Annotated in this window: 38 protein-coding genes; 4 read left to right on the top strand and 34 right to left on the bottom strand. The window is 58.6% G+C overall.

The window, feature by feature from the left end; translation table 11 throughout:
* Position 1 precedes the first annotated feature (1 nt).
* From ABC383_RS16155 to rpsL, 34 genes are all read right to left on the bottom strand, one after another.
* Complete coding sequence (locus tag ABC383_RS16155) at positions 2–934, bottom strand: ATP-binding cassette domain-containing protein (RefSeq protein ID WP_413015069.1); 933 nt, start codon at positions 932–934, stop codon at positions 2–4.
* Positions 935–1,081: 147 nt separating this feature from the next.
* Positions 1,082–1,477, bottom strand: coding sequence for a 50S ribosomal protein L17 (gene rplQ / locus ABC383_RS16150; RefSeq protein ID WP_194713631.1), 396 nt, complete (start codon positions 1,475–1,477; stop codon positions 1,082–1,084).
* A 146-nt stretch (positions 1,478–1,623) separates the two neighbouring features.
* The gene (locus tag ABC383_RS16145) at positions 1,624–2,601 is read right to left on the bottom strand and encodes a DNA-directed RNA polymerase subunit alpha (protein WP_413015068.1); all 978 of its coding nucleotides are present in this window, start codon (positions 2,599–2,601) and stop codon (positions 1,624–1,626) included.
* Positions 2,602–2,720: 119 nt separating this feature from the next.
* A complete protein-coding gene (gene rpsD, locus ABC383_RS16140; protein WP_194713629.1) occupies positions 2,721–3,344 on the bottom strand; it encodes a 30S ribosomal protein S4 in 624 nt (207 codons plus the stop codon).
* 165 nt (positions 3,345–3,509) lie between these two features.
* Positions 3,510–3,914 carry a 30S ribosomal protein S11 gene (rpsK, locus tag ABC383_RS16135; protein ID WP_194713628.1) on the bottom strand — a complete coding sequence of 135 codons (405 nt, stop codon included), beginning with the start codon at positions 3,912–3,914 and terminating at the stop codon, positions 3,510–3,512.
* A 33-nt stretch (positions 3,915–3,947) separates the two neighbouring features.
* The gene (gene rpsM / locus ABC383_RS16130; protein ID WP_194713627.1) at positions 3,948–4,313 is read right to left on the bottom strand and encodes a 30S ribosomal protein S13; all 366 of its coding nucleotides are present in this window, start codon (positions 4,311–4,313) and stop codon (positions 3,948–3,950) included.
* 27 nt (positions 4,314–4,340) lie between these two features.
* Entirely contained in the window at positions 4,341–4,454 is a 114-nt protein-coding gene (gene rpmJ, locus ABC383_RS16125) for a 50S ribosomal protein L36 (RefSeq protein WP_012081231.1), read from the bottom strand.
* Positions 4,455–4,492: 38 nt separating this feature from the next.
* Complete coding sequence (gene infA / locus ABC383_RS16120) at positions 4,493–4,711, bottom strand: translation initiation factor IF-1 (RefSeq protein WP_005663428.1); 219 nt, start codon at positions 4,709–4,711, stop codon at positions 4,493–4,495.
* A gap of 26 nt (positions 4,712–4,737) precedes the next feature.
* Complete coding sequence (secY, locus tag ABC383_RS16115) at positions 4,738–6,069, bottom strand: preprotein translocase subunit SecY (protein WP_217346530.1); 1,332 nt, start codon at positions 6,067–6,069, stop codon at positions 4,738–4,740.
* Between the two features lie 25 nt (positions 6,070–6,094).
* Positions 6,095–6,526: a 50S ribosomal protein L15 gene (gene rplO / locus ABC383_RS16110; RefSeq protein ID WP_413015067.1), complete on the bottom strand. Its 432-nt coding sequence runs from the start codon at positions 6,524–6,526 to the stop codon at positions 6,095–6,097.
* Positions 6,527–6,554: 28 nt separating this feature from the next.
* Positions 6,555–6,734 carry a 50S ribosomal protein L30 gene (gene rpmD, locus ABC383_RS16105; protein ID WP_217346529.1) on the bottom strand — a complete coding sequence of 60 codons (180 nt, stop codon included), beginning with the start codon at positions 6,732–6,734 and terminating at the stop codon, positions 6,555–6,557.
* Positions 6,735–6,744: 10 nt separating this feature from the next.
* The gene (gene rpsE, locus ABC383_RS16100) at positions 6,745–7,263 is read right to left on the bottom strand and encodes a 30S ribosomal protein S5 (protein WP_194713623.1); all 519 of its coding nucleotides are present in this window, start codon (positions 7,261–7,263) and stop codon (positions 6,745–6,747) included.
* Between the two features lie 12 nt (positions 7,264–7,275).
* On the bottom strand, positions 7,276–7,638 hold the full coding sequence (gene rplR / locus ABC383_RS16095; protein ID WP_194713622.1) for a 50S ribosomal protein L18: 363 nt from the start codon (positions 7,636–7,638) through the stop codon (positions 7,276–7,278).
* A gap of 12 nt (positions 7,639–7,650) precedes the next feature.
* Positions 7,651–8,187, bottom strand: coding sequence for a 50S ribosomal protein L6 (gene rplF / locus ABC383_RS16090; RefSeq protein WP_194713621.1), 537 nt, complete (start codon positions 8,185–8,187; stop codon positions 7,651–7,653).
* 11 nt (positions 8,188–8,198) lie between these two features.
* The gene (gene rpsH, locus ABC383_RS16085; RefSeq protein WP_194713620.1) at positions 8,199–8,594 is read right to left on the bottom strand and encodes a 30S ribosomal protein S8; all 396 of its coding nucleotides are present in this window, start codon (positions 8,592–8,594) and stop codon (positions 8,199–8,201) included.
* A 14-nt stretch (positions 8,595–8,608) separates the two neighbouring features.
* Complete coding sequence (rpsN, locus tag ABC383_RS16080) at positions 8,609–8,914, bottom strand: 30S ribosomal protein S14 (protein ID WP_194713619.1); 306 nt, start codon at positions 8,912–8,914, stop codon at positions 8,609–8,611.
* Positions 8,915–8,921: 7 nt separating this feature from the next.
* Positions 8,922–9,461: a 50S ribosomal protein L5 gene (rplE, locus tag ABC383_RS16075; protein ID WP_194713618.1), complete on the bottom strand. Its 540-nt coding sequence runs from the start codon at positions 9,459–9,461 to the stop codon at positions 8,922–8,924.
* 5 nt (positions 9,462–9,466) lie between these two features.
* Positions 9,467–9,781 carry a 50S ribosomal protein L24 gene (gene rplX, locus ABC383_RS16070; protein WP_413015066.1) on the bottom strand — a complete coding sequence of 105 codons (315 nt, stop codon included), beginning with the start codon at positions 9,779–9,781 and terminating at the stop codon, positions 9,467–9,469.
* A 9-nt stretch (positions 9,782–9,790) separates the two neighbouring features.
* Positions 9,791–10,159 (bottom strand): 50S ribosomal protein L14, encoded by a 369-nt coding sequence (rplN, locus tag ABC383_RS16065; protein ID WP_194713616.1) that lies wholly within the window; start codon positions 10,157–10,159, stop codon positions 9,791–9,793.
* 227 nt (positions 10,160–10,386) lie between these two features.
* Positions 10,387–10,659 (bottom strand): 30S ribosomal protein S17, encoded by a 273-nt coding sequence (gene rpsQ / locus ABC383_RS16060; RefSeq protein ID WP_194713615.1) that lies wholly within the window; start codon positions 10,657–10,659, stop codon positions 10,387–10,389.
* Entirely contained in the window at positions 10,656–10,853 is a 198-nt protein-coding gene (gene rpmC / locus ABC383_RS16055; protein ID WP_217346527.1) for a 50S ribosomal protein L29, read from the bottom strand. The genes rpsQ and rpmC overlap by 4 nt, the downstream gene beginning before the upstream one ends.
* A 12-nt stretch (positions 10,854–10,865) precedes the next feature.
* Positions 10,866–11,285: a 50S ribosomal protein L16 gene (rplP, locus tag ABC383_RS16050; RefSeq protein WP_194713613.1), complete on the bottom strand. Its 420-nt coding sequence runs from the start codon at positions 11,283–11,285 to the stop codon at positions 10,866–10,868.
* Positions 11,286–11,287: 2 nt separating this feature from the next.
* On the bottom strand, positions 11,288–12,112 hold the full coding sequence (gene rpsC / locus ABC383_RS16045; protein WP_413015065.1) for a 30S ribosomal protein S3: 825 nt from the start codon (positions 12,110–12,112) through the stop codon (positions 11,288–11,290).
* A gap of 9 nt (positions 12,113–12,121) precedes the next feature.
* Complete coding sequence (gene rplV / locus ABC383_RS16040; RefSeq protein ID WP_194713611.1) at positions 12,122–12,451, bottom strand: 50S ribosomal protein L22; 330 nt, start codon at positions 12,449–12,451, stop codon at positions 12,122–12,124.
* Positions 12,452–12,458: 7 nt separating this feature from the next.
* Positions 12,459–12,734: a 30S ribosomal protein S19 gene (rpsS, locus tag ABC383_RS16035; protein ID WP_007875308.1), complete on the bottom strand. Its 276-nt coding sequence runs from the start codon at positions 12,732–12,734 to the stop codon at positions 12,459–12,461.
* Between the two features lie 9 nt (positions 12,735–12,743).
* A complete protein-coding gene (gene rplB / locus ABC383_RS16030) occupies positions 12,744–13,571 on the bottom strand; it encodes a 50S ribosomal protein L2 (RefSeq protein ID WP_194713610.1) in 828 nt (275 codons plus the stop codon).
* Positions 13,571–13,885 (bottom strand): 50S ribosomal protein L23, encoded by a 315-nt coding sequence (rplW, locus tag ABC383_RS16025; protein WP_194713609.1) that lies wholly within the window; start codon positions 13,883–13,885, stop codon positions 13,571–13,573. Before rplW ends, rplB begins: the two co-directional genes overlap by 1 nt.
* Complete coding sequence (gene rplD, locus ABC383_RS16020; RefSeq protein WP_194713608.1) at positions 13,882–14,502, bottom strand: 50S ribosomal protein L4; 621 nt, start codon at positions 14,500–14,502, stop codon at positions 13,882–13,884. Before rplD ends, rplW begins: the two co-directional genes overlap by 4 nt.
* Before the next feature lie 3 nt (positions 14,503–14,505).
* The gene (rplC, locus tag ABC383_RS16015) at positions 14,506–15,174 is read right to left on the bottom strand and encodes a 50S ribosomal protein L3 (protein ID WP_413015064.1); all 669 of its coding nucleotides are present in this window, start codon (positions 15,172–15,174) and stop codon (positions 14,506–14,508) included.
* A 172-nt stretch (positions 15,175–15,346) separates the two neighbouring features.
* Entirely contained in the window at positions 15,347–15,676 is a 330-nt protein-coding gene (gene rpsJ, locus ABC383_RS16010) for a 30S ribosomal protein S10 (RefSeq protein WP_217346523.1), read from the bottom strand.
* Positions 15,677–15,758: 82 nt separating this feature from the next.
* Complete coding sequence (gene tuf, locus ABC383_RS16005; protein WP_194713605.1) at positions 15,759–16,949, bottom strand: elongation factor Tu; 1,191 nt, start codon at positions 16,947–16,949, stop codon at positions 15,759–15,761.
* Between the two features lie 78 nt (positions 16,950–17,027).
* On the bottom strand, positions 17,028–19,133 hold the full coding sequence (gene fusA / locus ABC383_RS16000) for an elongation factor G (protein ID WP_194713604.1): 2,106 nt from the start codon (positions 19,131–19,133) through the stop codon (positions 17,028–17,030).
* Positions 19,134–19,273: 140 nt separating this feature from the next.
* A complete protein-coding gene (rpsG, locus tag ABC383_RS15995) occupies positions 19,274–19,744 on the bottom strand; it encodes a 30S ribosomal protein S7 (protein ID WP_194713603.1) in 471 nt (156 codons plus the stop codon).
* A 135-nt stretch (positions 19,745–19,879) separates the two neighbouring features.
* The gene (gene rpsL / locus ABC383_RS15990) at positions 19,880–20,263 is read right to left on the bottom strand and encodes a 30S ribosomal protein S12 (protein ID WP_194713602.1); all 384 of its coding nucleotides are present in this window, start codon (positions 20,261–20,263) and stop codon (positions 19,880–19,882) included.
* 332 nt (positions 20,264–20,595) lie between these two features.
* On the opposite strand from rpsL, the gene ABC383_RS15985 reads away from it, so the two are divergent.
* The 4 genes from ABC383_RS15985 (at position 20,596) to ABC383_RS15970 (ending at position 24,553) form a co-directional block, all read left to right on the top strand.
* Complete coding sequence (locus ABC383_RS15985) at positions 20,596–22,362, top strand: phosphoethanolamine transferase (RefSeq protein WP_413015063.1); 1,767 nt, start codon at positions 20,596–20,598, stop codon at positions 22,360–22,362.
* A gap of 222 nt (positions 22,363–22,584) precedes the next feature.
* Complete coding sequence (locus ABC383_RS15980; protein WP_413015062.1) at positions 22,585–23,328, top strand: J domain-containing protein; 744 nt, start codon at positions 22,585–22,587, stop codon at positions 23,326–23,328.
* A gap of 39 nt (positions 23,329–23,367) precedes the next feature.
* The gene (locus ABC383_RS15975; RefSeq protein ID WP_413015061.1) at positions 23,368–23,763 is read left to right on the top strand and encodes a hypothetical protein; all 396 of its coding nucleotides are present in this window, start codon (positions 23,368–23,370) and stop codon (positions 23,761–23,763) included.
* A gap of 421 nt (positions 23,764–24,184) precedes the next feature.
* Entirely contained in the window at positions 24,185–24,553 is a 369-nt protein-coding gene (locus ABC383_RS15970; RefSeq protein WP_413015060.1) for a hypothetical protein, read from the top strand.
* Positions 24,554–24,622 lie beyond the last annotated feature (69 nt).

Raw genomic sequence — 24,622 nt, 5'->3', positions numbered from 1 at the left:
CTCAGTCCCTCATTTCGCGGCCAGTCAGCTTCAGGAACAGGTCTTCCAGATTGGCCGGACGATGAATGTAGCGCACGCCGCTGACGGTGGCCAGGCTGTCGAGCAGCGGCTGCGCATTGTTGGTGTAGCAGAAAACGGTTTCCCCGCTGATCTCGAAGCGCTCCGACAGCCTGCGGCCATGCGCCTCGCCCCAGGCAAGCGCATTCTCGCCGTACGCTTCGATTACCTGGGCCTCGATGTGCGCGGCAATCAGCTCGCGCGGCCCGCCTTCGGCGATCATCCTGCCGTGGTCAATTACGGCCAGGCGGTCGCACAGGCGTTCGGCTTCATCCATGAAGTGGGTGGTCAGCAGGATGGTCTTGCCGTCGGCGAGCAGCGCCTTCAGCCGCTCCCAGATCATGTGCCGGGCCTGCGGATCGAGGCCGGTAGTGGGCTCGTCCATGAAGATCAGGTCAGGATCGTTCACCAGCGCGCGGGCCAGCGTGAGCCGGCGCCGCATGCCGCCCGACAGCTCGCTGATGCGGGCATCCTTCTTCGCCGTGAGGTTGGAAAACTCCAGCAGGCGCGGGATGCGCTCCAGGATCACCGCATCGGCAATGCCGAAATAGCGGCCGAACACCAGCAGGTTTTCCGCAACGGTGAAATCGGGATCGAGGTTGTCTCCCTGTGGCACCACGCCGACACGCAGTCGCGCCGCACGGGCATCGTCGGGCACCGGCCGGCCTACCAGGGTCACATAACCGCTGTCGGGCTCGGTCAGGCCCAGGCACAGGCGTAGGGTCGTGGTCTTGCCGGCGCCGTTCGGACCGAGCAGGCCATAGCATTCGCCTCGCCGCAGCGAGAAGGAAAGGCCATCGATGATGGTATGGCGGGATGCTCCACTGCCATAGGACTTGTGAAGATCTTCAACGGAAAGAATGGCGGATGCGCGCATGCAGATCAGATTTCCTTGATGCGGCAGGAATGCCGCTGATGATGTCGTTACCCTGAACGTTCTGCCAGTTCAGTAACGACAAAAGCCAGGCAAGTGCCTGGCTTTCGATTGTACAACGGCTACGAGAAACGCCTTGCGGCGCTGTTCTTACTCGGCGCTGGTGTCTTCCACTGCTTCGGTGGTTTCCGGACGGTCGACCAGTTCGATGAAGGCCATCGGTGCATTGTCGCCAACGCGGAAGCCCATCTTCAGGATGCGCAGGTAGCCGCCGTTGCGGTTTGCATAGCGCGGGCCCAGTTCAGCGAACAGCTTGACGACCATCTCGCGGTCGCGCAGGCGGGAGAATGCCAAGCGCTTGTTGGCCAGCGAGTCGGTCTTGCCCAGGGTCAGGATGGGCTCGACGACGCGGCGCAGTTCCTTGGCTTTCGGCAGGGTGGTCTTGATGGCTTCGTGGCGCAGCAGCGAAACAGTCATGTTGCGCAGCATGGCCAGACGGTGGGAAGAGGTACGGTTCAGCTTGCGAAGGCCGTGACGATGACGCATGGTGATTCCTTTCGGTTTTGAGTTTGATTCCAGTTCTTCTATCGGCGCCATCAGGCGTCGCGGACCGGTAAGCAGGGTTTAAAAATTAAAGAGTGCAGCATGATAGCCGAAGGCACGCGGTGCCTCCAGCTATTTCACGCTACGAATTACTTCTCCAGGCCAGCGGGCGGCCAGTTTTCCAGTTTCATGCCCAGGGTCAGGCCGCGCGAAGCAAGAACTTCCTTGATTTCGTTGAGCGACTTGCGGCCCAGGTTAGGCGTTTTCAGCAGTTCGTTCTCGCTGCGCTGGATCAGATCGCCGATGTAGTAAATGTTTTCGGCTTTCAGGCAGTTGGCGGAACGGACCGTCAGTTCCAGGTCGTCGACCGGACGCAGCAGGATAGGATCGACCGACGGTGCGCGGGAAGGCGCTTCGGCGGCGGCTTCGGTGCCTTCCAGTGCGGCGAACACATTGAGCTGATCAACCAGAACGCGAGCCGACTGACGGATCGCTTCTTCCGGCGAGATCACGCCGTTGGTTTCGATGTTGATCACCAGCTTGTCCAGGTCGGTACGCTGCTCCACGCGAGCGGACTCGACGGCATACGACACGCGGCGCACCGGCGAGAACGATGCATCCAGAATGATGCGGCCGATGGTCTTGTTGGTGTCTTCCGCCAGACGGCGCACATTGCCCGGCACATAGCCGCGGCCCTTCTCGACCTTGATCTGCATGTCCAGCTTGCCGCCAGCGGTCAGGTGAGCGATCACATGATCCGGATTGACCAGCTCGACGTCATGCGGCAGGTCGATGTCGGAAGCCAGCACGGCGCCTTCGCCATCCTTTTTCAGGGTCAGGGTCACGTCATCGCGGTTATGCAGCTTGAAGACCACGCCCTTCAGGTTCAGCAGCATGTCGACCACGTCTTCCTGCACGCCGTCCAGCGACGAATACTCGTGCACGACACCGGCGATGGTGACTTCGGTCGGCGCATAGCCGACCATCGAAGACAGCAGCACGCGGCGCAGCGCATTGCCGAGCGTGTGGCCGTAGCCGCGCTCGAACGGTTCCATGACGACTTTCGCATGGCCGGCGCCAAGTGCTTCTACTTCGATGATACGGGGTTTCAACAGGCTGTTTTGCATGGAATGTCCTTTTCAATACCCTCGGCTCATTACACCGATAAGGCTGATGGCATTACGAGAAAGCCCGCCACGAGTGTGGCGGGCGGGAGGCTACTACAATGACTGCGATACTGCGCGGATTAACGGCTGTACAGTTCGACGATCAGCGATTCGTTGACGTCGCCAGCGATGTCGCTACGCTCCGGCAGCGACTTGAACGTACCTTCCATCTTCTTGCTGTCGACCGCAACCCACGACGGCATGCCGATCTGTTCGGCCAGCGACAGGGCTTCGACGATACGGGTCTGCTTCTTGGCCTTCTCACGGACAGCGACGACGTCGCCCGGCTTGACCTGGTAGGAAGCGATGTTGACCACGATACCGTTCACGGTGAACGCCTTGTGCGACACCAGCTGACGCGCTTCTGCGCGGGTCGAGCCGAAGCCCATGCGGTAGACGACGTTGTCCAGGCGTGCTTCCAGCAGCTTCAGCAGGGTCTCGCCGGTGTTGCCCTTGCGACGGTCGGCTTCTGCGAAGTAGCGGCGGAACTGACGCTCGAGGATGCCGTACATGCGCTTGACCTTCTGCTTTTCACGCAGCTGGTTGCCGTAGTCGGAGGTGCGGACACCGGAAGTCCGGCCATGCTGGCCAGGCTTGGAATCCATCTTGCCTTTGGAGTCTGCCGAGCGGCGTGCGCTCTTCAGGAACAGGTCGGTGCCTTCACGGCGGGACAGCTTTACTTTTGGTCCGATATAACGTGCCACGAGAATTTCCTTAGGTTTGACGCCCCGGGCTCATGGTTCAGTCCATGTGCCAGGCGCTAGTCCGGTCATGCCGCAACCGAACGGTGGTCTTAAGAAGAAAGCCCGCCTCGAATTTCTGGCGGGCAAACATAGTACTACGAATTGCCTGCTGCTGCGAGAAGCGACTTAGATACGACGACGCTTCGGCGGACGGCAGCCGTTGTGCGGAACCGGGGTCACGTCCTGGATCTGGGTGATCTTGATACCCAGGTTGTTCAGAGCGCGCACGGCGGATTCGCGGCCAGGACCTGGGCCCTTGATGCGGACTTCCAGGTTCTTCACACCAAACTCCACTGCCACCTTGCCGGCTGCTTCCGCTGCGACCTGCGCTGCGAACGGGGTCGACTTACGCGAACCCTTGAAGCCTGCGCCGCCCGAGGTTGCCCACGACAATGCATTGCCCTGACGATCAGTGATCGTGATGATGGTGTTGTTGAAGGATGCGTGGATGTGCGCAATGCCTTCGGCAACGTTCTTTTTGACTTTCTTGCGCACGCGTGAAGCGGCGGCGTTGTTTGGTGCTTTTGCCATAATGATTTCCTTGAATCCCGATGCTGCTGTGGATTATTTCTTCAGCGATTGTGCTGCCTTGCGCGGACCTTTGCGGGTACGTGCATTGGTACGGGTACGCTGACCACGAACCGGCAAGCCCTTGCGATGACGCAGACCGCGATAGCAGCCCAGGTCCATCAGACGCTTGATGCTCATCGAGACTTCACGGCGCAGATCGCCTTCGACAACAAACTTGCCGATTTCGTCACGCAGCTTTTCCAGCTCGTTGTCGTCCAGGTCTTTGACCTTCTTGTTGGTCGCCACGCCGGTTTTTTCGCAGATTTCTTCTGCACGGGGACGGCCGATGCCATAAATCGCAGTCAAGCCGATCACGGTGTGCTGATGGTTGGGGATATTAACCCCTGCAATACGTGCCATTCGTTATTCCTCGATCAATAACGTTAATTAACCTTGGCGCTGCTTGTGACGCGGTTCGATGCAGATAACACGAACAACGCCTTTGCGCTTGATGATCTTACAGTTGCGGCAGATCCGCTTGACTGATGCGAGCACTTTCATTTTTGCCCTCTCTCTTCCAGTTTCTTGGTTCGTTTGAATTACTTGGTACGGAACACGATACGTGCACGACTCAAATCATAAGGCGTCAATTCCACTGTCACCTTGTCACCCGGGAGGATGCGGATATAGTTCATCCGCATCTTTCCGGAAATATGTCCCAACACCACATGCCCGTTTTCCAACTTCACTCTAAACGTGGCATTCGGCAGATTCTCCAGAATCTCGCCCTGCATCTGAATAACGTCGTCTTTTGCCATGCGATCTGTTGTCAGCCCTGGGCGCTTCAGCGCGTCGGGATGCCGCCCTTGAAATTAGCCTTGCGAAGCAACGAATCATACTGCTGCGACATGACGTAGTTCTGTACCTGCGCCATGAAGTCCATCGTCACCACCACGATAATCAGCAGCGACGTTCCACCGAAGTAGAACGGCACCTTCCAGCGCGCCACCAGGAATTCAGGCAACAGGCACACCAGGGTGATGTACACGGCGCCAGCCAGGGTCAAACGCATCAGGATGCGATCGATGTAACGCGCAGTCTGCTCACCTGGACGAATACCTGGCACGAAGGCGCCGCTTTTCTTCAGGTTGTCCGCGGTCTCCTTGCTGTTGAATACCAGAGCGGTATAGAAGAAGCAGAAGAACACGATCGCAGCTGCATACAGCAGCGCATGAATCGGCTCGCCCGGCGCCAGCGAGGCAGACAGGTCCTTCAGGAAGCGCACGAACGGATTCGTGGTCTCGCCTGTGGTGAACCAGCTGGTCAACGTTGCCGGAAACAGGATGATCGACGATGCAAAGATCGGCGGAATCACGCCAGCCATATTCAGTTTCAGCGGCAGATGGCTGCTCTGGCCGCCGTAAATCTTGTTGCCAACCTGGCGCTTGGCATAGTTCACCAGGATCTTGCGCTGACCGCGTTCAATGAACACCACCAGGAAGGTCACTGCGGCGACGATGATGCAGATCAGGATTGCAGAGATCGCACTCATCGAACCGGTGCGAACCAGTTCAAACAAACCACCCAGCGCGCTCGGCAGACCTGCTGCGATGCCCGCGAAGATGATGATCGAAATACCGTTACCCAGGCCGCGCTCCGTGATCTGCTCGCCGAGCCACATCAGGAACATGGTGCCGGTGATCAGCGTGACAACCGTCGTGAAGCGGAATGCATAGCCGGGATCGATGACCAGACCCGCCTGCCCTTCCAACGCAACCGCAATGCCCAGCGCCTGAAAGGTGCCCAGCACCAGGGTGCCGTAACGGGTGTACTGCGTGATCTTGCGCCGTCCGGACTCGCCTTCCTTCTTGATGGCTTCCAGCTGCGGAGACACCACGGTGAGCAACTGCATGATGATGGACGCCGAGATGTACGGCATGATCCCGAGCGCAAAAATCGTGAAGCGCGACAGCGCTCCGCCCGAGAACATGTTGAACATCCCCAGAATACCGCCCTGATTCTGCTTGAACAGCTGCGCCAACTGGGTCGGGTCAATGCCCGGCACCGGAATGTGCGCGCCAATGCGGTATACCACCAGGGCCGCAAGCAGGAACCACAAACGATTCCACGGAAACCCGCTTGCCGCACCCTTGGCCAGTTGAGGAGTTGTCGCCAATTGGTACTCCGATCAGGATGCCGATTTAAGCAACGGAGCCGCCAGCGGCTTCGATTGCGGCTTTGGCGCCCTTGGTTGCAATCAGACCCTTCAGGCTGACTTTCTTGGTCAGTTCACCGGAAGCGATCACGCGAACGACGCGAGCCATTTCGGAAACCACACCAGCTTGCTTCAGTGCCAGCAGGTCAACGTCGCCGACCGGCAGCTTTTCCAGATCGGAAAGGCGCACTTCGGCTTTGTACGGGGTTGCCAGCGACTTGAAGCCACGCTTCGGCAGGCGACGCTGCAGAGGCATCTGACCGCCTTCGAAGCCGACCTTGTGGAAGCCGCCCGAACGGGACTTCTGACCCTTGTGACCGCGACCTGCGGTCTTGCCCAGACCCGAGCCGATGCCGCGGCCGACACGACGCTTTGCGTGCTTGGCGCCATCTGCCGGTTGAATGTTGTTCAGTTCCATGCTTTGCTCCGTGCGCAAGCCCGAGGGCTTACGACACCACTTTCACGAGATACGAAACCTTGTTGATCATGCCGCGCACTGCCGGCGTATCTTCAAGTTCACGAACGGAATTAATACCGCGCAGGCCCAGGCCGCGAACGGTGGCGCGATGCGACTCACGCGTGCCGATCAGGCCTTTGACCAGTTGCACTTTGATAGTGTTTGCCATGTCGTTCACCTTAGCCCAGGATTTCTTCGACGGACTTGCCGCGCTTGGCAGCGATCTCCGACGGGGTATTCATTTTCGACAGACCGTTCAGCGTGGCGCGAACCATGTTGTAGGGGTTGGTCGAACCGTTGGACTTGGCCACCACGTTCGTCACGCCCATCACTTCAAAGATTGCGCGCATCGGGCCGCCGGCGATGACGCCGGTACCGTCTTTCGCCGGGGACATCAGAACCGAGGAAGCGCCATGCTTGCCGGTCACGGTGTGCTGCAGCGTGCCGTTCTTCAAGGTGACCTTGATCATCTTGCGACGGGCTTCTTCCATTGCCTTCTGCACGGCTACTGGCACTTCCTTCGACTTGCCCTTGCCCATGCCGATACGGCCATCGCCGTCGCCTACCACTGCCAGCGCTGCGAAGCCCATGATACGGCCGCCCTTGACCACTTTGGTCACACGGTTGACCGCGATCATTTTCTCGCGCATGCCGTCGTCCGGCTTGTCGCTTTGCATTTTCGATTGCATCTTTGCCATATCGATTCTTCCTTAGAACTTCAGACCGGCTTCGCGAGCGGCTTCTGCCACTGCCTTGACACGGCCGTGATAACGGAAACCGGAGCGGTCGAATGCAACTTCGGCGATACCGGCTTGCAGGGCCTTCTCGGCCACGCGCTTGCCTACCAGAGCCGCAGCAGCGGTGTTGCCGCCCTTGCCCGACTCGCCAGCCAGCTGCTGCCGCACTTCGGCTTCCAGCGTGGAAGCCGATGCCAGGATCTTGGCGTCCGGACCAATGACTTGCGCATAGATATGCGAGTTGGTACGGTGCACTGCCAGGCGATTTACTTTCAGCTCGGCGATTTTCGCGCGAGTCTGACGTCCGCGACGCAGACGTGATTGTTTCTTGTCCATCGTCAGCCCCTGTTACTTCTTCTTGGTTTCTTTAATCACTACGCGCTCATCTGCGTAGCGAACGCCCTTGCCTTTGTACGGCTCGGGAGGACGGTATGCGCGCACTTCGGCAGCGACCTGACCAACGCGCTGCTTGTCAGCGCCCTTGATCACGATTTCGGTCGGTGTCGCAGCGGTTGCAGTCACGCCTTCCGGCATCTGGTGCACGACCGGATGCGAGAAACCCAGCGACAGGTTCAGGCTGTTGCCCTGAACTTGAGCACGGTAGCCCACGCCCACCAGGTTCAGCTTGCGCTCGAAGCCTTTGGTGACGCCAACAACCATGTTGTTGACCAGCGCGCGCAGCGTGCCGGACATCGCGTTGGCTTCGCGGCTTTCGTTGGCGGCTTCGAAATTCAGCGTGCCATTGTCGTTGGTGATGCGAACCAGGTTGCCCTTGAGCTCCTGGGTCAGCGTGCCCAGCGGGCCCTTGACGGTGATCTGATCTGCGGCGATGGTCGCTTCCGCGCCCTGCGGCAGTGCTATCGGCATTTTACCTACACGAGACATGTTTCTTCTCCTTAGGCCACGTAGCAAATGATTTCGCCACCGACACCGGTTGCGCGCGCTTTGCGGTCAGTCATGACGCCCTTCGGGGTCGACACGATGGCCACACCGAGGCCGTTCATCACGCTGGGGATGTCGTCCTTGCCCTTGTAGATACGCAGGCCAGGGCGGGACACCCGCTGCAGGCGCTCGATAACCGGGGCGCCGGCGTAATATTTCAAACCGATTTTCAGTTCTGCTTTGCCGTCTGCTTCTGCGACAGCAAAATCCTCAATGTAACCCTCGTCCTTCAGGACGTTGGCAATAGCAACCTTGACTTTGGACGACGGCATTACGACCGTGGTCTTCTTCACGCCTTGCGCATTGCGAATACGGGTCAGCATATCGGCGATAGGATCGCTCATACTCATTGCTTGTTCTCCTATTACCAGCTGGCTTTGGTCATGCCCGGGATTTCGCCACGCATGGCGATTTCACGGAGCTTCGTGCGGGCAAGCCCGAACTTACGGAAGGTGCCACGTGGACGACCGGTGAGTGCGCAACGATTACGTTGGCGGGTCGGAGCCGAGTTACGTGGCAGCGCCTGCAATTTCAGGCGCGCTTCGTAGCGCTCTTCTTCCGACTTCGATTGGTCGTCAATGATTGCCTTCAGTTCAGCGCGCTTGCCGGCATATTTCGCCACCAGGTCGGCACGCTTCTTTTCACGGTTAATCAGTGAGAGTTTTGCCATGGCAACCTCAGTTTCTGAACGGGAATTTAAATGCGGCGAGAAGCGCTTTTGCTTCGTCGTCGGTCTTCGCAGTCGTGGTGATGCTGATGTTCATGCCACGCAGTGCGTCAATCTTGTCGTACTCGATCTCGGGGAAGATGATCTGCTCTTTCACACCGATGTTGTAGTTGCCACGACCGTCGAATGCACGACCGGACACGCCACGGAAGTCACGGACGCGCGGCAGCGCGACGGTGATGAAGCGATCCAGGAATTCGTACATGCGGGCGCCGCGCAGGGTCACCATGCAACCGATCGGATAGCCTTCGCGGATCTTGAAACCTGCGATTGCCTTGCGAGCCTTGGTTACCACTGGCTTCTGACCAGCGATCTTGGTCAGGTCGCCGACGGCGTGCTCGATGATCTTCTTGTCAGCCACGGCTTCGGACAGACCCATGTTCAGGGTGATCTTCAGCAAACGCGGCACTTCCATCGGCGACTTGTAACCGAACTTCTCGGTCAGCTCGCCAACGACTCTTTCTTTATATTGCTGCTGGAAACGTGCCATGATCTTTATGCCTTAACGACTTCGCCATTGGACTTGAAGGTGCGGACTTTCTTGCCATCCACAACCTTGGAGCCCGCGCGATCTGCCTTGCCCGACGTTGCGTTGAACAACGCGACGTTGGACACGTGAATTGGCATCAACTTGTCGACGATGCCGCCAGTGGTACCCGCCATCGGGTTCGGCTTGGTCGCCTTCTTGGCAACGTTTACGCCTTCCACAACAACGTAATCTGCGCTGACGCGCTGCGCGACGGTGCCGCGCTTGCCTTTGTCTTTACCGGTCAGGACGATGACTTCGTCGCCTTTTCGAATGTTGCTCATGTCGACTCCTTACAGAACTTCTGGTGCGAGGGAGACGATTTTCATGAAGCGCTCAGTGCGCAGCTCACGTGTAACCGGTCCAAAAATACGCGTACCAATCGGCTCCAGCTTTGCATTCAGCAACACCGCGGCGTTGCCATCGAACTTCACCAACGAGCCGTCCTGACGACGCACGCCTTTGGCGGTACGAACGACGACTGCGTTGTAGATCTCACCCTTTTTGACGCGACCACGGGGCGTGGCTTCCTTGACGGTGACCTTGATGATGTCGCCGATGCTTGCATAGCGGCGCTTGGAACCACCCAGGACCTTGATGCACAAAACTTCGCGCGCGCCGGTATTGTCGGCTACTTCGAGCCGGCTTTCAGTTTGAATCATGATATTTTCTTTCCCAACTTTACCCGCTCATCCGCACAATGCGGACTTCACGGTCAGTCTTGGTCCCGTCAGCACTCTTTAAGCAAAAGGGCGCCGATTAGGTGGACGATTTCCAAAACTACTTGCTGTTCAATGCTACTGCAGAAAAGCGATTTCCCCGGGCAGAAAATCATTACCCGGGGAAGCCAAGCATTATGTCAGCTCGTCGCTGAATCTGCAATACCCAATTACACGATTTGTGCTGCTTGTACCACGCGGGTGACAGTCCAGGACTTGGTCTTGGAAATCGGACGACCTTCCTGGATTTCAACGACATCACCTGCCTTGACCTGGTTCGATTCGTCGTGCGCATGATATTTCTTCGAGCGCTCGATGATCTTGCCGTACAGCGGGTGCTTCATCTGGCGCTTGATCAGCACAGTGACGCTCTTGTCCATCTTGTCAGAGACGACTTCGCCGATCAGCGTCCGCTTGGGAGTTTGTTTAACTTGGTCGTTCATTTCGTGGCGCCTTTCTGCTGGTTCAGTACAGTCTTGACACGTGCAATGTCGCGACGCACTTTCTTCAGCTGCGAAGTGTTGCTCAGCTGCTGCGTTGCGATCTGCATGCGCAGGCTGAACTGTGCCTTCAGCAGGTCGGTCAGTTCCTTGTTCAGGGCTGCCGTGTCTTTTCCGAGGAGTTCAGATGCTTTCATATGTCACTCCGATTATTGGCCAACCTGGCGGACAACGAAAGTCGTCATCAGCGGCAGTTTGGCTGCGGCCAGGCGGAATGCCTCGCGCGCCAGGGATTCATCCACACCGTCCATCTCATACAGGACTTTGCCCGGCTGGATTTCGGCGACGTAGTATTCCGGGTTACCTTTACCGTTACCCATACGAACTTCAGCCGGCTTGTTGGAAATCGGCTTGTCTGGGAAAACACGGATCCAGATCCGGCCGCCACGCTTGATGTGACGGGTCATGGCACGACGCGCTGCTTCGATCTGACGTGCGGTGATGCGGCCGCGGCCGACGGCCTTCAGGCCGAATTCACCGAACGACACGGCAGTGCCGCGCTCGTGAGAAATGCCCTTGTTGCGGCCTTTCTGCTCTTTACGATATTTTCTGCGTGCTGGTTGCAGCATGTTTATTCTCCTGCCTTGGTAGCGCGTACACGCTTGGCTGCGCCCGGAGCGCCAGGAGCAGCAGGCGCTGCTGCCTGACCTTCAGGACGGCGGCCGCGTGCCGGAGGACGTCCGGAGCCTGGCTTGCCATCATCGCGACGCGGACCGCGGCGCTTCTTGTCGTCATCAGCCGGCGTCTCGATGGTCGGAGCTTCGCCGCTTGCGAGACGATCACCCTTGTAGACCCATACCTTGATACCGATGATGCCGTAGGTGGTTTCCGCTTCGCCGAAGCCGTAGTCGATGTCAGCGCGCAGGGTGTGCAGGGGCACACGGCCTTCGCGATACCATTCGGTACGGGCAATCTCGATGCCGTTCAGACGACCGGACGACATGATCTTGATGCCCTGGGCGCCCAGACGCATTGCGTTCTGCATCGCACGCTTCATGGCGCGGCGGAACATGATGCGCTTCTCGAGTTGCTGAGCAATCGAATCGGCGATCAGCTGTGCATCGGTTTCCGGCTTGCGGATTTCCTCGATGTTGACGTGCACGGGCACGCCCATCATCTTGGTCAGCGCCGACTTCAGCACTTCGATGTCTTCACCCTTCTTGCCGATGACAACGCCAGGACGCGAGCTGTAAATCGTGATGCGGGCGTTCTTGGCAGGACGCTCGATGACGATGCGGCCGACGGATGCGTTCTTCAGCTTCTTCTTCAGGTAAGCGCGCACTTTCAGGTCTTCGCCCAGCATGCTGGCGAAGTTGCTGTTGCCGGCGTACCAGCGCGAGCCCCAGTTGCGGCTCACTGCAAGACGGAAACCGGTTGGATGTATCTTCTGTCCCATCGCGACTCCTTAGTTACCGACAGTCACGAAAATGTGACAGGATTGTTTAGAGATACGATCGCCACGGCCCTTAGCACGTGCGGTGAAGCGCTTCAATACGGAAGCCTTCTCGACGTAGATGGTCGTAACTTTCAGCTCGTCGATATCCGCGCCATCATTGTGCTCGGCGTTCGCAATAGCGGACTCCAGAACCTTCTTGATGATCACAGCGCCCTTCTTCGGGCTGAACTGCAGGATATTGAGAGCCTGATCAACTTTTTTGCCGCGGATCAGATCGGCGACAAGGCGGCCTTTTTGGGCCGACAGGCGCACGCCACGGAGGATAGCTTTAGTTTCCATATCGGACCTATTTCTTAGCCTTCTTGTCAGCCGCATGGCCCTTGAACGTACGGGTCAGTGCGAATTCGCCGAGCTTGTGACCGACCATGTTCTCGGAAACATACACAGGCACGTGCTGCTTGCCGTTGTGAACCGCGATGGTCAGACCGATGAAGTCCGGCATGATGGTCGAACGACGGGACCAGGTCTTGATGGGCTTCTTGTCCTTGGTCGCCTGGGCAGCCTCGACTTTTTTCACCAGGTGGGCGTCGCAAAACGGCCCTTTTTTCAATGAACGTGTCATGGTTTATCCTTATTTCTTGCCGCGGCGAGAGACGATCATCGAAGTCGTGCGCTTGTTGCGACGCGTCTTCTTGCCCTTGGTCTGTTGACCCCATGGCGATACCGGATGACGACCAGCTGCGGTACGGCCTTCACCACCACCGTGCGGGTGATCGATCGGGTTCATGACCACACCACGAACCGTCGGACGGACACCGCGCCAGCGCATTGCACCGGCCTTACCGATCTTGCGCAGGTTGTGCTCGCCGTTGCCGACTTCGCCAACCGTCGCGCGGCACTCGATGTGCACGCGGCGCACTTCACCGGAACGCAGGCGAACCTGAGCGTAGGTGCCTTCGCGTGCCATCAGCACGACGCCAGCGCCAGCGGTACGCGCCATCTGGGCACCCTTGCCTGGCAACATTTCGACGCAATGCATCGTGGTGCCGACCGGGATGTTGCGCAGCGGCAGGCAGTTACCCGACTTGATTGGCGCCTCGGAACCGTTCATCACGGTGTCACCAACGGACATACCCTTGGTAGCAATGATGTACTTGCGCTCGCCGTCGGCGTAGCACAGCAGTGCAATATGCGCGCTGCGGTTCGGATCGTATTCAATACGCTCGACCTTCGCCGGGATGCCGTCCTTGTTGCGACGGAAATCAACCACGCGATAGTGCTGCTTGTGACCACCACCGATATGACGGGTGGTGATGTGACCGTTGTTGTTACGACCAGCGGTCTTGGACTTCTTTTCGACCAGGGCAGCAAACGGACGACCCTTGTACAGGTCGGGCGTTACCACCTTGACCATACCGCGCCGTGCCGGCGAGGTTGGTTTCATTTTAACGAGAGCCATTATTTAGCCTCCTCGGTGAAATTGATTTCCTGACCGGGCTTCAGGCTGACGAAGGCGCGGCGGGTGTGGTTGCGACGGCCCATGAAACGGCCTGCGCGCTTTTGCTTGCCAGCGCGGTTTGCAACCTGAACCGATTCCACTTCGACCTTGAACAGCATCTCGACGGCGGCTTTGATCTCGAGCTTGTTGGCGTCAGGCGTGACCAGGAAAACGACTTGCTCGTTTTTCTCGGCGACGAAGGTGGCCTTCTCGGAAATGACCGGGGCCAGCAGTACCTTCAGCAGGCGCTCTTCGCTGTGTTTAACGTTGTTCATGCCAGCATCTCCTCAATCTTGGCCAGTGCGGCCTTGGTGATCAGGATCTTCTTGTAATGAACCAGCGACACCGGATCGGCGTGGCGCGGCTCGCAAACCAGCACATGCGGCAGGTTACGCGATGCCAGCAGCAGGTTTTCATCAAGGTTGTCAGTGATCACCAGCACGGAGTCCAGCCCCATGCCCTTCAGCTTCTGCGCCAGCAGTTTGGTCTTGGGCGCATCGACCGACAGGTCTTCAATAATGGACAAACGGTCTTCACGGGCCAGCTGAGACAGGATCGAGCAGATACCTGCGCGATACATCTTCTTGTTGACCTTGTGGGTGAAGTTTTCTTCCGGCGAATTCGGGAAAATCCGGCCGCCTCCACGCCACAGCGGCGAGGACGACATACCGGCACGAGCGCGGCCCGTACCCTTTTGACGCCACGGCTTCTTGGTAGTGTGCTTGACCTCTTCGCGGTCCTTCTGCTTGCGGTTGCCGCTACGGGCGTTGGCTTGATAAGCCACCACGATCTGATGAATCAGCGCTTCGTTGTAGTCGCGACCGAAAATGGTGTCCGGCGCAGCAACGTTCGATGCAGCCTGGCCCTGGTCGTTCAGGAGCTTGAGTTCCATCGTTTATGCTCCCTTCTTAGCTTTGACTTTGACAGCCGGGAAAACCACGACCTGGCCGTTCTTGGCGCCAGGAACGGCACCCTTGACCAGCAGCAGCTGGCGCTCGGCGTCGATACGTGCGATTTCGAGGTTCTGGGTCGTCACGGTGACGTCACCCATGTGACCGGTCATGCGCTTACCTGGGAAAACACGACCCGGATCCTGCGCCATACCGATCGAACCCGGCACGTTGTGCGAACGGGAGTTACCGTGGGTTGCACGGCCCGACGAGAAGTTGTAGCGCTTGATGGTACCGGCGTAGCCCTTACCGATGGAGGTGCCCTGCACGTCCACTTTCTGACCCACTTCGAACAGGCTGACAGGAACGACGTCGCCAACCTTCAGTTCGGCGATGCGTTCTGCGCTGACGCGGAATTCCTTCAGGACGGTGCCAGCTTCGACGCCTGCTTTTGCGTAGTGACCGGCGGCTGCCTTGTTCACACGCGAAGCGCGACGCTGACCGAATGCGACCTGAACAGCGGTGTAGCCGTCTGTTTCAGGCGTTTTGATTTGAGTCACGCGGTTGTTGGACACGTCCAGCACGGTAACGGGAATGGTATCCCCGTCATCCGTGAAGATGCGCATCATGCCAACCTTGCGACCAACCAGGCCTTGGCCTTGATCTTGGTTCATTTTTTCTCCATTCCCACCTGCGATTGGGTGGGGCTGATGTTTGTACTACTTGGCTACCGACGCCGCAAATAACGACGCCGGCCTTAAACTAAGCCGGCAATTATAACGCGGGACTTTGCTCCATACAACAGAAAGTTGATGAAGTCAAAGCCCTGCGCGACGAAAAAACGACTTATTGCAGCTTGATTTCGACGTCGACGCCAGCCGGCAGGTCGAGTTTCATCAGAGCGTCAACGGTTTTGTCGGTCGGATCGACGATGTCCATCAGACGAACGTGGGTACGGATTTCGAACTGGTCGCGCGAAGTCTTGTTGACGTGCGGGGAACGCAGGATGTCGTAGCGCTGGATGCGGGTCGGCAGGGGAACCGGACCCTTGACGACGGCGCCGGTACGCTTGGCGGTGTCAACGATTTCCAGTGCGGACTGGTCGATCAGGCGATAGTCGAATGCCTTCAGGCGGATGCGGATTTTCTGGTTCAGCTTGGTAACTGGGGTCGACATGGGAATTATCCTTAAAAGAGCGAACCGCGGACGGCTTGGCGTCCGCGGTGATGTTTAGTCAAATGACTTTTATTTACTGCAATTAGTCCATGATTTTTGCAACGACGCCGGCGCCGACGGTACGGCCACCTTCGCGGATTGCAAAACGCAGACCTTCTTCCATCGCGATCGGGTTGATCAGCATCACGGTGATCGACACGTTGTCGCCAGGCATGACCATTTCCTTATCCTTCGGCAGCTCGATCGAACCGGTCACGTCCGTGGTACGGAAGTAGAACTGCGGGCGATAGTTGTTGAAGAACGGGGTGTGACGGCCGCCCTCGTCTTTCGACAGAACATAGATCTCGCCGGTGAAGTGCTTGTGCGGCTTGATCGAACCCGGCTTGGCCAGAACCTGGCCGCGCTCGACGTCTTCACGCTTGGTGCCGCGCAGCAGAACGCCAACGTTGTCGCCAGCCTGACCCTGGTCCAGCAGCTTGCGGAACATTTCCACGCCCGTGCAGGTGGTCTTCTGGGTGTCGCGGATACCAACGATTTCGATCTCTTCGCCAACCTTGACGATGCCGCGCTCGACGCGACCGGTCACAACCGTGCCGCGGCCAGAGATCGAGAACACGTCTTCCACCGGCAGCAGGAACGCGCCGTCAACGGCACGGTCAGGCGTCGGGATGTAGCTGTCCAGCGCATCGGCCAGCGCCATGATCGACTGCTCGCCCAGCGGGCCCTTGTCGCCTTCCAGCGCCAGCTTGGCCGAACCCTTGATGATGGGCAGGTCGTCGCCAGGGAACTCGTACTTCGACAGCAGCTCGCGCACTTCCATTTCCACCAGTTCCAGCAGCTCTTCGTCGTCGACCATGTCGCACTTGTTCAGGTAGACGATGATGTACGGAACGCCAACCTGACGCGCCAGCAGGATGTGCTCGCGGGTCTGCGGCATCGGGCCGTCGGCTGCGGAACACACCAGGATCGCGCCGTCCATCTGGGCGGCGCCGGTGATCATGTTCTTCACATAGTCGGCGTGGCCCGGGCAGTCAACGTGCGCGTAGTGGCGGTTCTGGGTTTCGTATTCGACGTGAGCGGTGTTGATAGTGATGCCGCGTGCCTTCTCTTCCGGCGCTGCGTCGATCTCGTCGTATTTCTTTGCTTCGCCGCCGAACTTGGCCGACAGAACCGTTGCGATTGCCGCGGTCAGCGTGGTCTTGCCATGGTCGACGTGGCCGATGGTGCCAACGTTCACGTGCGGTTTGGTCCGCTCGAATTTACTCTTTGCCATTTGATTCTTCCTTCAAAAAGAACGATGTCTGTGACTGCAAAAGTCCGGCCCCGTTCTATCGGGGCCGGAAAGCGTGTATTACTTGCTCTTGGCGCTGATGATTGCCTCGGTGACATTCTTCGGCGCTTCGGCGTAGTGCTTGAATTCCATCGTGTAGGTTGCACGACCCTGGGTTGCGGAACGCAGCGTGGTCGAGTAGCCAAACATTTCCGACAGAGGCACTTCAGCCTTGATGATCTTGCCGCCACCGCCGGCGATCTCATCCATGCCCTGCACCATGCCGCGGCGGGACGACAGGTCGCCCATCACGGTACCGGCGTAGTCTTCCGGCGTTTCCACTTCCACGGCCATCATCGGCTCGAGGATGACCGGGCTGGCCTTGCGGCAAGCTTCCTTGAATGCCATCGAACCGGCCATGCGGAATGCATTTTCGTTCGAGTCAACGTCATGGTAGGAACCGAAGGTCAGCGTGACTTTCACGTCAACCACCGGGTAGCCGGCCATCACGCCGTTGTTCAGCGATTCGCGGACACCCTTTTCAACTGCGGGGATGAATTCGCGAGGAATCACGCCGCCCTTGATGGCGTCGATGAACTCGAAGCCCTTGCCCTGCTCCTGCGGCTCGACCGTCACAACCGCGTGGCCGTACTGACCGCGACCACCGGACTGCTTGACGAACTTGCCTTCCACGTCGGAAACCGACTTGCGGATGGTTTCGCGGTACGCAACCTGCGGCTTGCCGACGGTTGCCTCGACGTTGAACTCACGACGCATACGGTCGACGATGATCTCCAGGTGCAGCTCGCCCATACCACCGATGATGGTCTGGCCCGACTCTTCGTCGGTACGCACGCGGAACGACGGATCTTCCTGTGCCAGGCGGTTCAGCGCCAGGCCCATTTTTTCCTGGTCGGCCTTGGTCTTCGGCTCGACGGCCTGCGAAATCACCGGCTCCGGGAACACCATGCGCTCCAGGGTGATCACGGATGCCGGATCGCACAGGGTTTCGCCGGTGGTTGCATCCTTCAGGCCGACTGCAGCGGCGATGTCGCCGGCGCGGACTTCCTTGATTTCTTCACGCTGGTTGGCGTGCATCTGCAGGATACGACCGAGACGCTCTTTCTTGTTCTTCACCGGGTTGAACACGGTGTCGCCCGACTTGATGGTGCCCGAGTAGACGCGGAAGAAGATCAGCTGGCCGACGAACGGGTCGGTCATGATCTTGAATGCCAGCGCCGAGAACTTCTCGTCGTCTTCCGCCTTGCGGGTGACCGGCTCGTCGTTTTCGTCCAGGCCGGAAACCGGCGGGATGTCCACTGGCGACGGCAGGTATTCGATCACGCCGTCCAGCATGGCCTGCACGCCCTTGTTCTTGAACGCGGTGCCGCACATCATCGGCACGATTTCACCGGCGATGGTGCGCTGGCGCAGCGCGCTCTTGATCTCGGCTTCGGTCAGTTCGCCTTCCTCGAGATACTTGTTCATCAGCTCTTCGGTCGCTTCGGCAGCGGCTTCGACCATCTTTTCGCGCCACTCGTTGGCCTGGTCAACCAGATCGGTCGGGATGTCGCGGTATTCGAATTTCATGCCCTGCGAAGCGTCGTCCCAGTAGATGGCCTTCATCTTGACGAGGTCGACCACGCCCTGGAAGTTCTCTTCCGCGCCGATGGGGATCTGCAGCGGGATCGGGTTTGCCTTCAGGCGAGCGCGCATCTGGTCATAGACCTTGAAGAAGTTCGCGCCGGTACGGTCCATCTTGTTGACGAACGCCAGACGGGGCACCTTGTACTTGTTGGCCTGGCGCCATACGGTTTCCGACTGCGGCTGCACGCCGCCGACTGCGCAGTAAACCATGCACGCGCCGTCGAGCACGCGCATCGAGCGCTCAACTTCAATGGTGAAGTCGACGTGGCCCGGGGTGTCGATGATGTTGATGTGGTGCTCTGGGAAGTTGTTGCCCATGCCCTTCCAGAAGCAGGTCGTTGCTGCGGAAGTAATGGTGATGCCGCGTTCCTGCTCCTGCTCCATCCAGTCCATGGTCGCTGCGCCGTCATGCACTTCGCCAATCTTGTGATTGACGCCGGTGTAGTACAGCACGCGTTCGGTGGTGGTCGTCTTGCCTGCGTCGATGTGAGCGGAAATGCCGATGTTGCGGTAACGCTCAATGGGGGTCTTGCGAGCCATGATTGATCCTAAATCGTTTAATGAACAAAACCGGGCGCCATTAATTCAGTGAAAACTCATTGAAAAATGTGCCCGGCTTCGTACAGATTGCAGAGATGGAAACCCGCTGCGCGCAGCGCGGCTGCGGGCTCTCTCTATTCTTAGAAGCGGAAGTGCGAGAACGCCTTGTTCGCTTCAGCCATGCGATGGACTTCATCGCGCTTCTTCATCGCACCGCCACGGCCTTCGGCGGCTTCCATCAGTTCGCCACCCAGACGCTGCGGCATCGATTTTTCGCTGCGCTTCTTGGCAGCTTCGCGCAGCCAGCGCATGGACAGCGCGGCGCGACGGACCGGACGCACTTCAACCGGCACCTGGTAGTTGGCGCCGCCAACGCGACGGGACTTGACTTCGACCATCGGCTTGCAGTTGGACAGCGCGGCGGAGAACACTTCCAGCGGGTCCTTGCCCGACTTGCTCTGGATGTATTCGAAGGCGCCATAGATGATGTTTTCGGCAACCGACTTCTTGCCCGACAGCATCAGGGTGTTGACGAACTTGGCGACATCAACATTGCCGAATTTCGGATCCGGCAGGATTTCCCGTTTGGGTACTTCACGACGACGTGGCATTTCAATTCCTTTCGATCTTCAGTTGAGCTGCAGCGCGATCTTTGCTGCCCGCCCGCGGCCAGCCATGCAGACTGACCACTTACTCGACCCATTGGGGGCCGATACCTGTTCCACCGGCTTGCGGCGGAAATTCGATTACTTCTTGCCAGCCTTGGCGCGCTTGGCGCCGTACTTCGAGCGGGCCTGCTTACGGTCCTTGACGCCCTGGGTATCCAGTGCACCGCGCACCATGTGGTAACGCACACCCGGCAAGTCCTTCACACGGCCGCCGCGCAGCAGCACGACGCTGTGTTCCTGGAGGTTGTGGCCTTCACCGCCGATATACGAAATGACTTCGAAACCGTTGGTCAGACGCACCTTGGCGACCTTACGCAGCGCCGAGTTCGGCTTCTTCGGGGTCGTGGTGTATACGCGGGTGCAGACGCCGCGCTTTTGCGGGCTGTTTTCCAGCGCCGGCGATTTGCTCTTCACCGCGGCGGAAACGCGCGGGTGGCGAATCAGTTGATTGATGGTTGGCATCGTTTCAAATCCAACAAAATTACTGCATTAAAGACACAAACCCGAATACCTGACGGGTTCGGGGACGAAAACTTGGGAAACTTGCGCATGGACAGGACGTTCATGACGCTTTCGATTCAGCTGCAGGGCGTAAAGCGTGCCGTGGGCGGGATGTTGCGGACCAAAGAGCGCTTAAGCCGGGAAAGCTTAAATTCGAGAACTCGCGAGTATATGCTTGTCAAGAGCATGGGTCAACTGTTCTTTGAACGGCCTTGTGCGGGAATCCCACGCCGGCGCACAGGAAATGGGGTTGCTTTACGGGATAATGGCGGACCTCGTTTTCGCTTCGCGGCATGCGCATCCCCTTCAACCCTTCCTCGCGTCTCATTCTGTCCAGCTACGTGTTGCTGTCGGCATTGCCATTGCTGCCGGCGCTGCTTGGCAGGCCACCGGCCGCCCCCGCGCCGGTGCTGGGAGGAACATTACTGGCGTGGCTGGCGGTCTGGGCCCTGTTCGGCCGCCCTGCGCTTTTTCATCTGCTACTGTTCCCTGCCTTTCTGGCGCTGCCGGTGGAAGTCTATCTGCAACTGTACTTTGGGCAGGGCATCTCGAGTCACCACCTTGGCGTAATCGCGGAAACGGGGCCAATGGAAGCGCTGGAATTTGTAGGCGGCGGCCTGTGGCTGCTGGTTGCGCTGCTGTTGCTGGTGTGCGGCTGGTTCATGCTGGTCTGGCGCGCAGCCCTGCGTAACCATGAGCTTGACTGGCGCGGCGCCTCGCGGCGGATCGTGCTGGCTGCATTTTGCGTCGGCGCGGCCGTCTGGCTTTACGGCGGAGCGGCAGTTTCGGGCTCAAGCCCGGCGCTGCGCCAGGCATCGACGCCCGAACACCATCAACTGCCCGCATGGGCGCGGATATCGGTGAACGTTCCGCTCCTGGCGAGCAGCTGGCCTTACGGGCTGGGATTTCAGGCCTATGCATTCTGGCGGGAACGGCGCTACCTGAGCCAGCTGGCCGGGCGCAGCGACGCATTCCGGTTTCATGCCCGTCAGGACACGGGCGCCAGGTCGCCGGAGGTAGTAGTCATGGTGCTCGGCGAGTCCTCCCGCGCGGACCGGTGGAGCCTGAACGGTTATTCCCGCCACACCAACCCCCTGCTTGAACTGGAGCGCAATCTGGTGAGCTTCAGCGACCTGATCACACCCGTTTCGGCGACGCGCCTGTCGGTGCCGGTCATCCTGTCGCGCAAGCCGGCAATGCAGAGCCTGCGCGCCGGGTTTTCCGAGAAATCCTTCCTGTCGGCTTACAAGGAAGCGGGCTACAAGACATTCTGGCTTTCCAACCAGATGTCGTTCGGCGAATTCGATACGCCGGTATCGGTGTTTGCCAAGGAAGCGGACGTCACCCGCTTCTTCAACCTGGGCGGATTCAGGAACGACTCCAGCCATGACGAGGTGCTGCTTGCGCCGTTGGCGCAGGCGATGCGGGATCCCGCCGGGAAAAAACTGATCGTGCTGCATACGCTGGGCAGCCACTGGAATTACAGCCAGCGCTATCCGCGCCAGTTCGATCGCTTCCGGCCCTCGCTGTTTGGCGTGGACAAGCCGGCCTATACCGATTTGAAACTCAAGGCTGAAATCAATAACAGCTATGACAATGCGATTCTCTATACCGACTGGCTGCTTGCGCAGGTCATCGCGCAGTTGAAAGCTATGCCAGCCGCAACGGCAATGATGTATGTCGCCGACCACGGACAAACGCTGTATGACGGCAGCTGCAAGCTGGCTTTCCATGGCCACAACACCCAGTTCGAGTTTCATGTGCCGGGGCTGGTCTGGTATTCGGACCTGTATGGCGCGGCCTATCCGGACAAGGTGACGCAGCTGCGTCGCCACAAGGCCATGCCGCTGTCGACCGAGAACGTGTTTCATTCGCTGCTGGATATGGCCGACATTCACTATGCGGATGAGAAGCCGGGCATGAGCGTCTTCAGCGGGCGACTGGAACGTCATGTGCGCTACGTTGACAGCTACGGCTGGACCAACTACGACGACGCCGACTTCAGGGGTGACTGCAGGGAAGTCATTGGCCGGAAGACGCCGTTACCTCGGGACCGTTAAGCGTCTGCGCGACAGAAGTCGATGACCTGAAACGAACGAAACGGCGGGACTAGTCTGGCGGCGGCGAGAGTGCGCGGAGCGGGACATCACTACCAGCTGTTGATCCCCATATCACAGACAAAGGCGAGCTGCCAAGGAACCCTGCTTACCGTTTCCCTTACCAAGTTGGAAAGCGATGAGGCAGTTTGATCATCGTCGCTCACCTTCGAAAGGGATAAATCCATGTCATTTGCAGCATTCAATGCAGCGCACAGGGGCCTGCAGTCACATTTCATTGCACAGGCTCTAAAGAATCCGGCCGCCGCCTATGTGGCAAGCCTGCACTTCGCCAAGACCCGGATGGGTCACGCGAGTGCTCCCTACATCCATCTGTCCAGCCACAATGCAGGCCAGGCCCGTACGGCAGCATTGGCAATGCTGCGCGGGACGCCGGCGCAGCGTGCCCTGCTTGTACGGCAGGCCAAGAGCCTGCTGATCCTGTTGCAAGTTTTGAAAACAATGCAAGGCTTGCAGCGGCCGTCACCCTCTGCCAGCCAGAGAAGGAGTGAGCACAGTCCGAAGGCATCAGCCTATGCATCAGGCAGTTCAAGTCGATCGAGTACACGTTCTGCATCCAACGAGCAAAGCCGATCGAAGGCCTCGTCCTCCTCGGGCTCTTACGCCCACACCCAACGGCAGCATACGCAGAAACCGCAGCAGCGCCCAAGCGACGCGCCGCGTTATAGCCAGTCCAAGCCTGCCGGTTCCGACGAGGCAGGGCCGGCACAACCCGATTCCAACCCCATTGCCGACCCGTTCAAGGTACTGGGAGTGAAAGCAGACGCGAGCCCGGCCGAGATCAAGAAGGCTTATTTCAAGGCCGCAAGGGAAAACCAACCGGATAGAGGTGGCTCAGCCGAAAAAATGCAGGAGATCAATAAAGCCTATGCACAAATCACGGATCAGGCAAACAAGGCGAACAAATAAGTAAGCATTCTGAAGCATCGCCATCAAGCGGAGAACGGTATGGCACCACAAGACTACAGCGCGATGATGCTGGAAGCAGTTAGCCTAATGCGTGGCAAGGTGATTGATTCTTCGCTTGAGGGATGCCAGTGCGAGGTTTATGGAGCGCCTCTCTTTCTGGGCGTATTGAACAGCCCTGCCGGTTCCTATGTCGCTGGCAGGATGCAGTTGGCACCCTTGGTCGTCGAGGAGTCAGGCACCCAGCTGCTTTATGCCATGTATATGAACGCCACATTGTCAGAGTCTTTTGGCTTGCCGGTCTGGCTGGGCATGGATATGGACGAGAACCGGCTGCTGGCCTGCTTCAGTATCAGCACGGTAGAACTCACCGCAGACAAGCTGGCGGAGGCCCTGCTGCCTTTGGAAGAAATTGCCAAGCTGCGACTTGAATTTTGATTCTGGCGCCGCGCAAACCGTATCTCCGCAGTGGCTGGAAGAGCATTTCACCTCGTTGAGGTCTGTGGCAGAGCAGACCTTTGTTTCCCTTGCTTCCCTTTTCCGGCCCCTTGCTTCCAACATGCCTTATGGCCATGCAGCGACTCGCACGAGATGCGTTGTCGTTCTTGCAGTTATAACATTACATATTCTGCTGCTCGCCTACCTGCATGGCCTGCAGTCAACTGACCGTGTTCAGCCGCCTGCTCCGGAGCAACTGTTGACGGTCACTCTGGCACCTGCCAAAAACCCGGATTCATTACCTCCGATTTCGCCAAGGGGGTCGCAGCATGCACAGCATCTTTCCCAGCCGTCGAGCAGATTGCCTGCCGCGCATCGGCGCATCAGGCCTACAGATGAAACGGTGCACCGTTGAATTGATATGGAAGAAGCTGTCAGCGAGGCGCCGGAAACCAATGCGGCGAACACTGCAGGCACCGGCGAACGCGCCGCTTCCTGCAACAATGCGGACTTGAGCGTGCAGCCGCCAAGCTCGACATCGAATGCCGGCGCATTGGACCAGCGCTGGCTGCCGCGACATGCGGACTCAGTGCCGTCCGGCGTCGCCAGGTCCAATCTTGAGGGCCGAGCCAACGAGGACAAGGTGGAACGGGCCATGTCTCGTTCTGCACGTGCGGATTGCCGCAACAGGTATGCCCACATGGGTTTGCTGGGCATCCCGTTCCTGCTCAACGATACGGCAAGCGATACAGGCTGCAAGTGGTTAGCAACGTGCCTGGCGTCGGACTAACCTCAATACCTCTGGAATCGATGACATTCATGCTGCCCTCACAGGCATAAAAAAACCCCGCATTTCTGC

The sequence above is a fragment of the Noviherbaspirillum phoenicis genome (genome assembly GCF_047237965.1).
Lineage (GTDB): Bacteria > Pseudomonadota > Gammaproteobacteria > Burkholderiales > Burkholderiaceae_D > Noviherbaspirillum_A.
The sequence above is the reverse complement of the archived record's forward strand: the minus strand, read 5'-3'. Positions and strand labels throughout refer to the sequence as shown.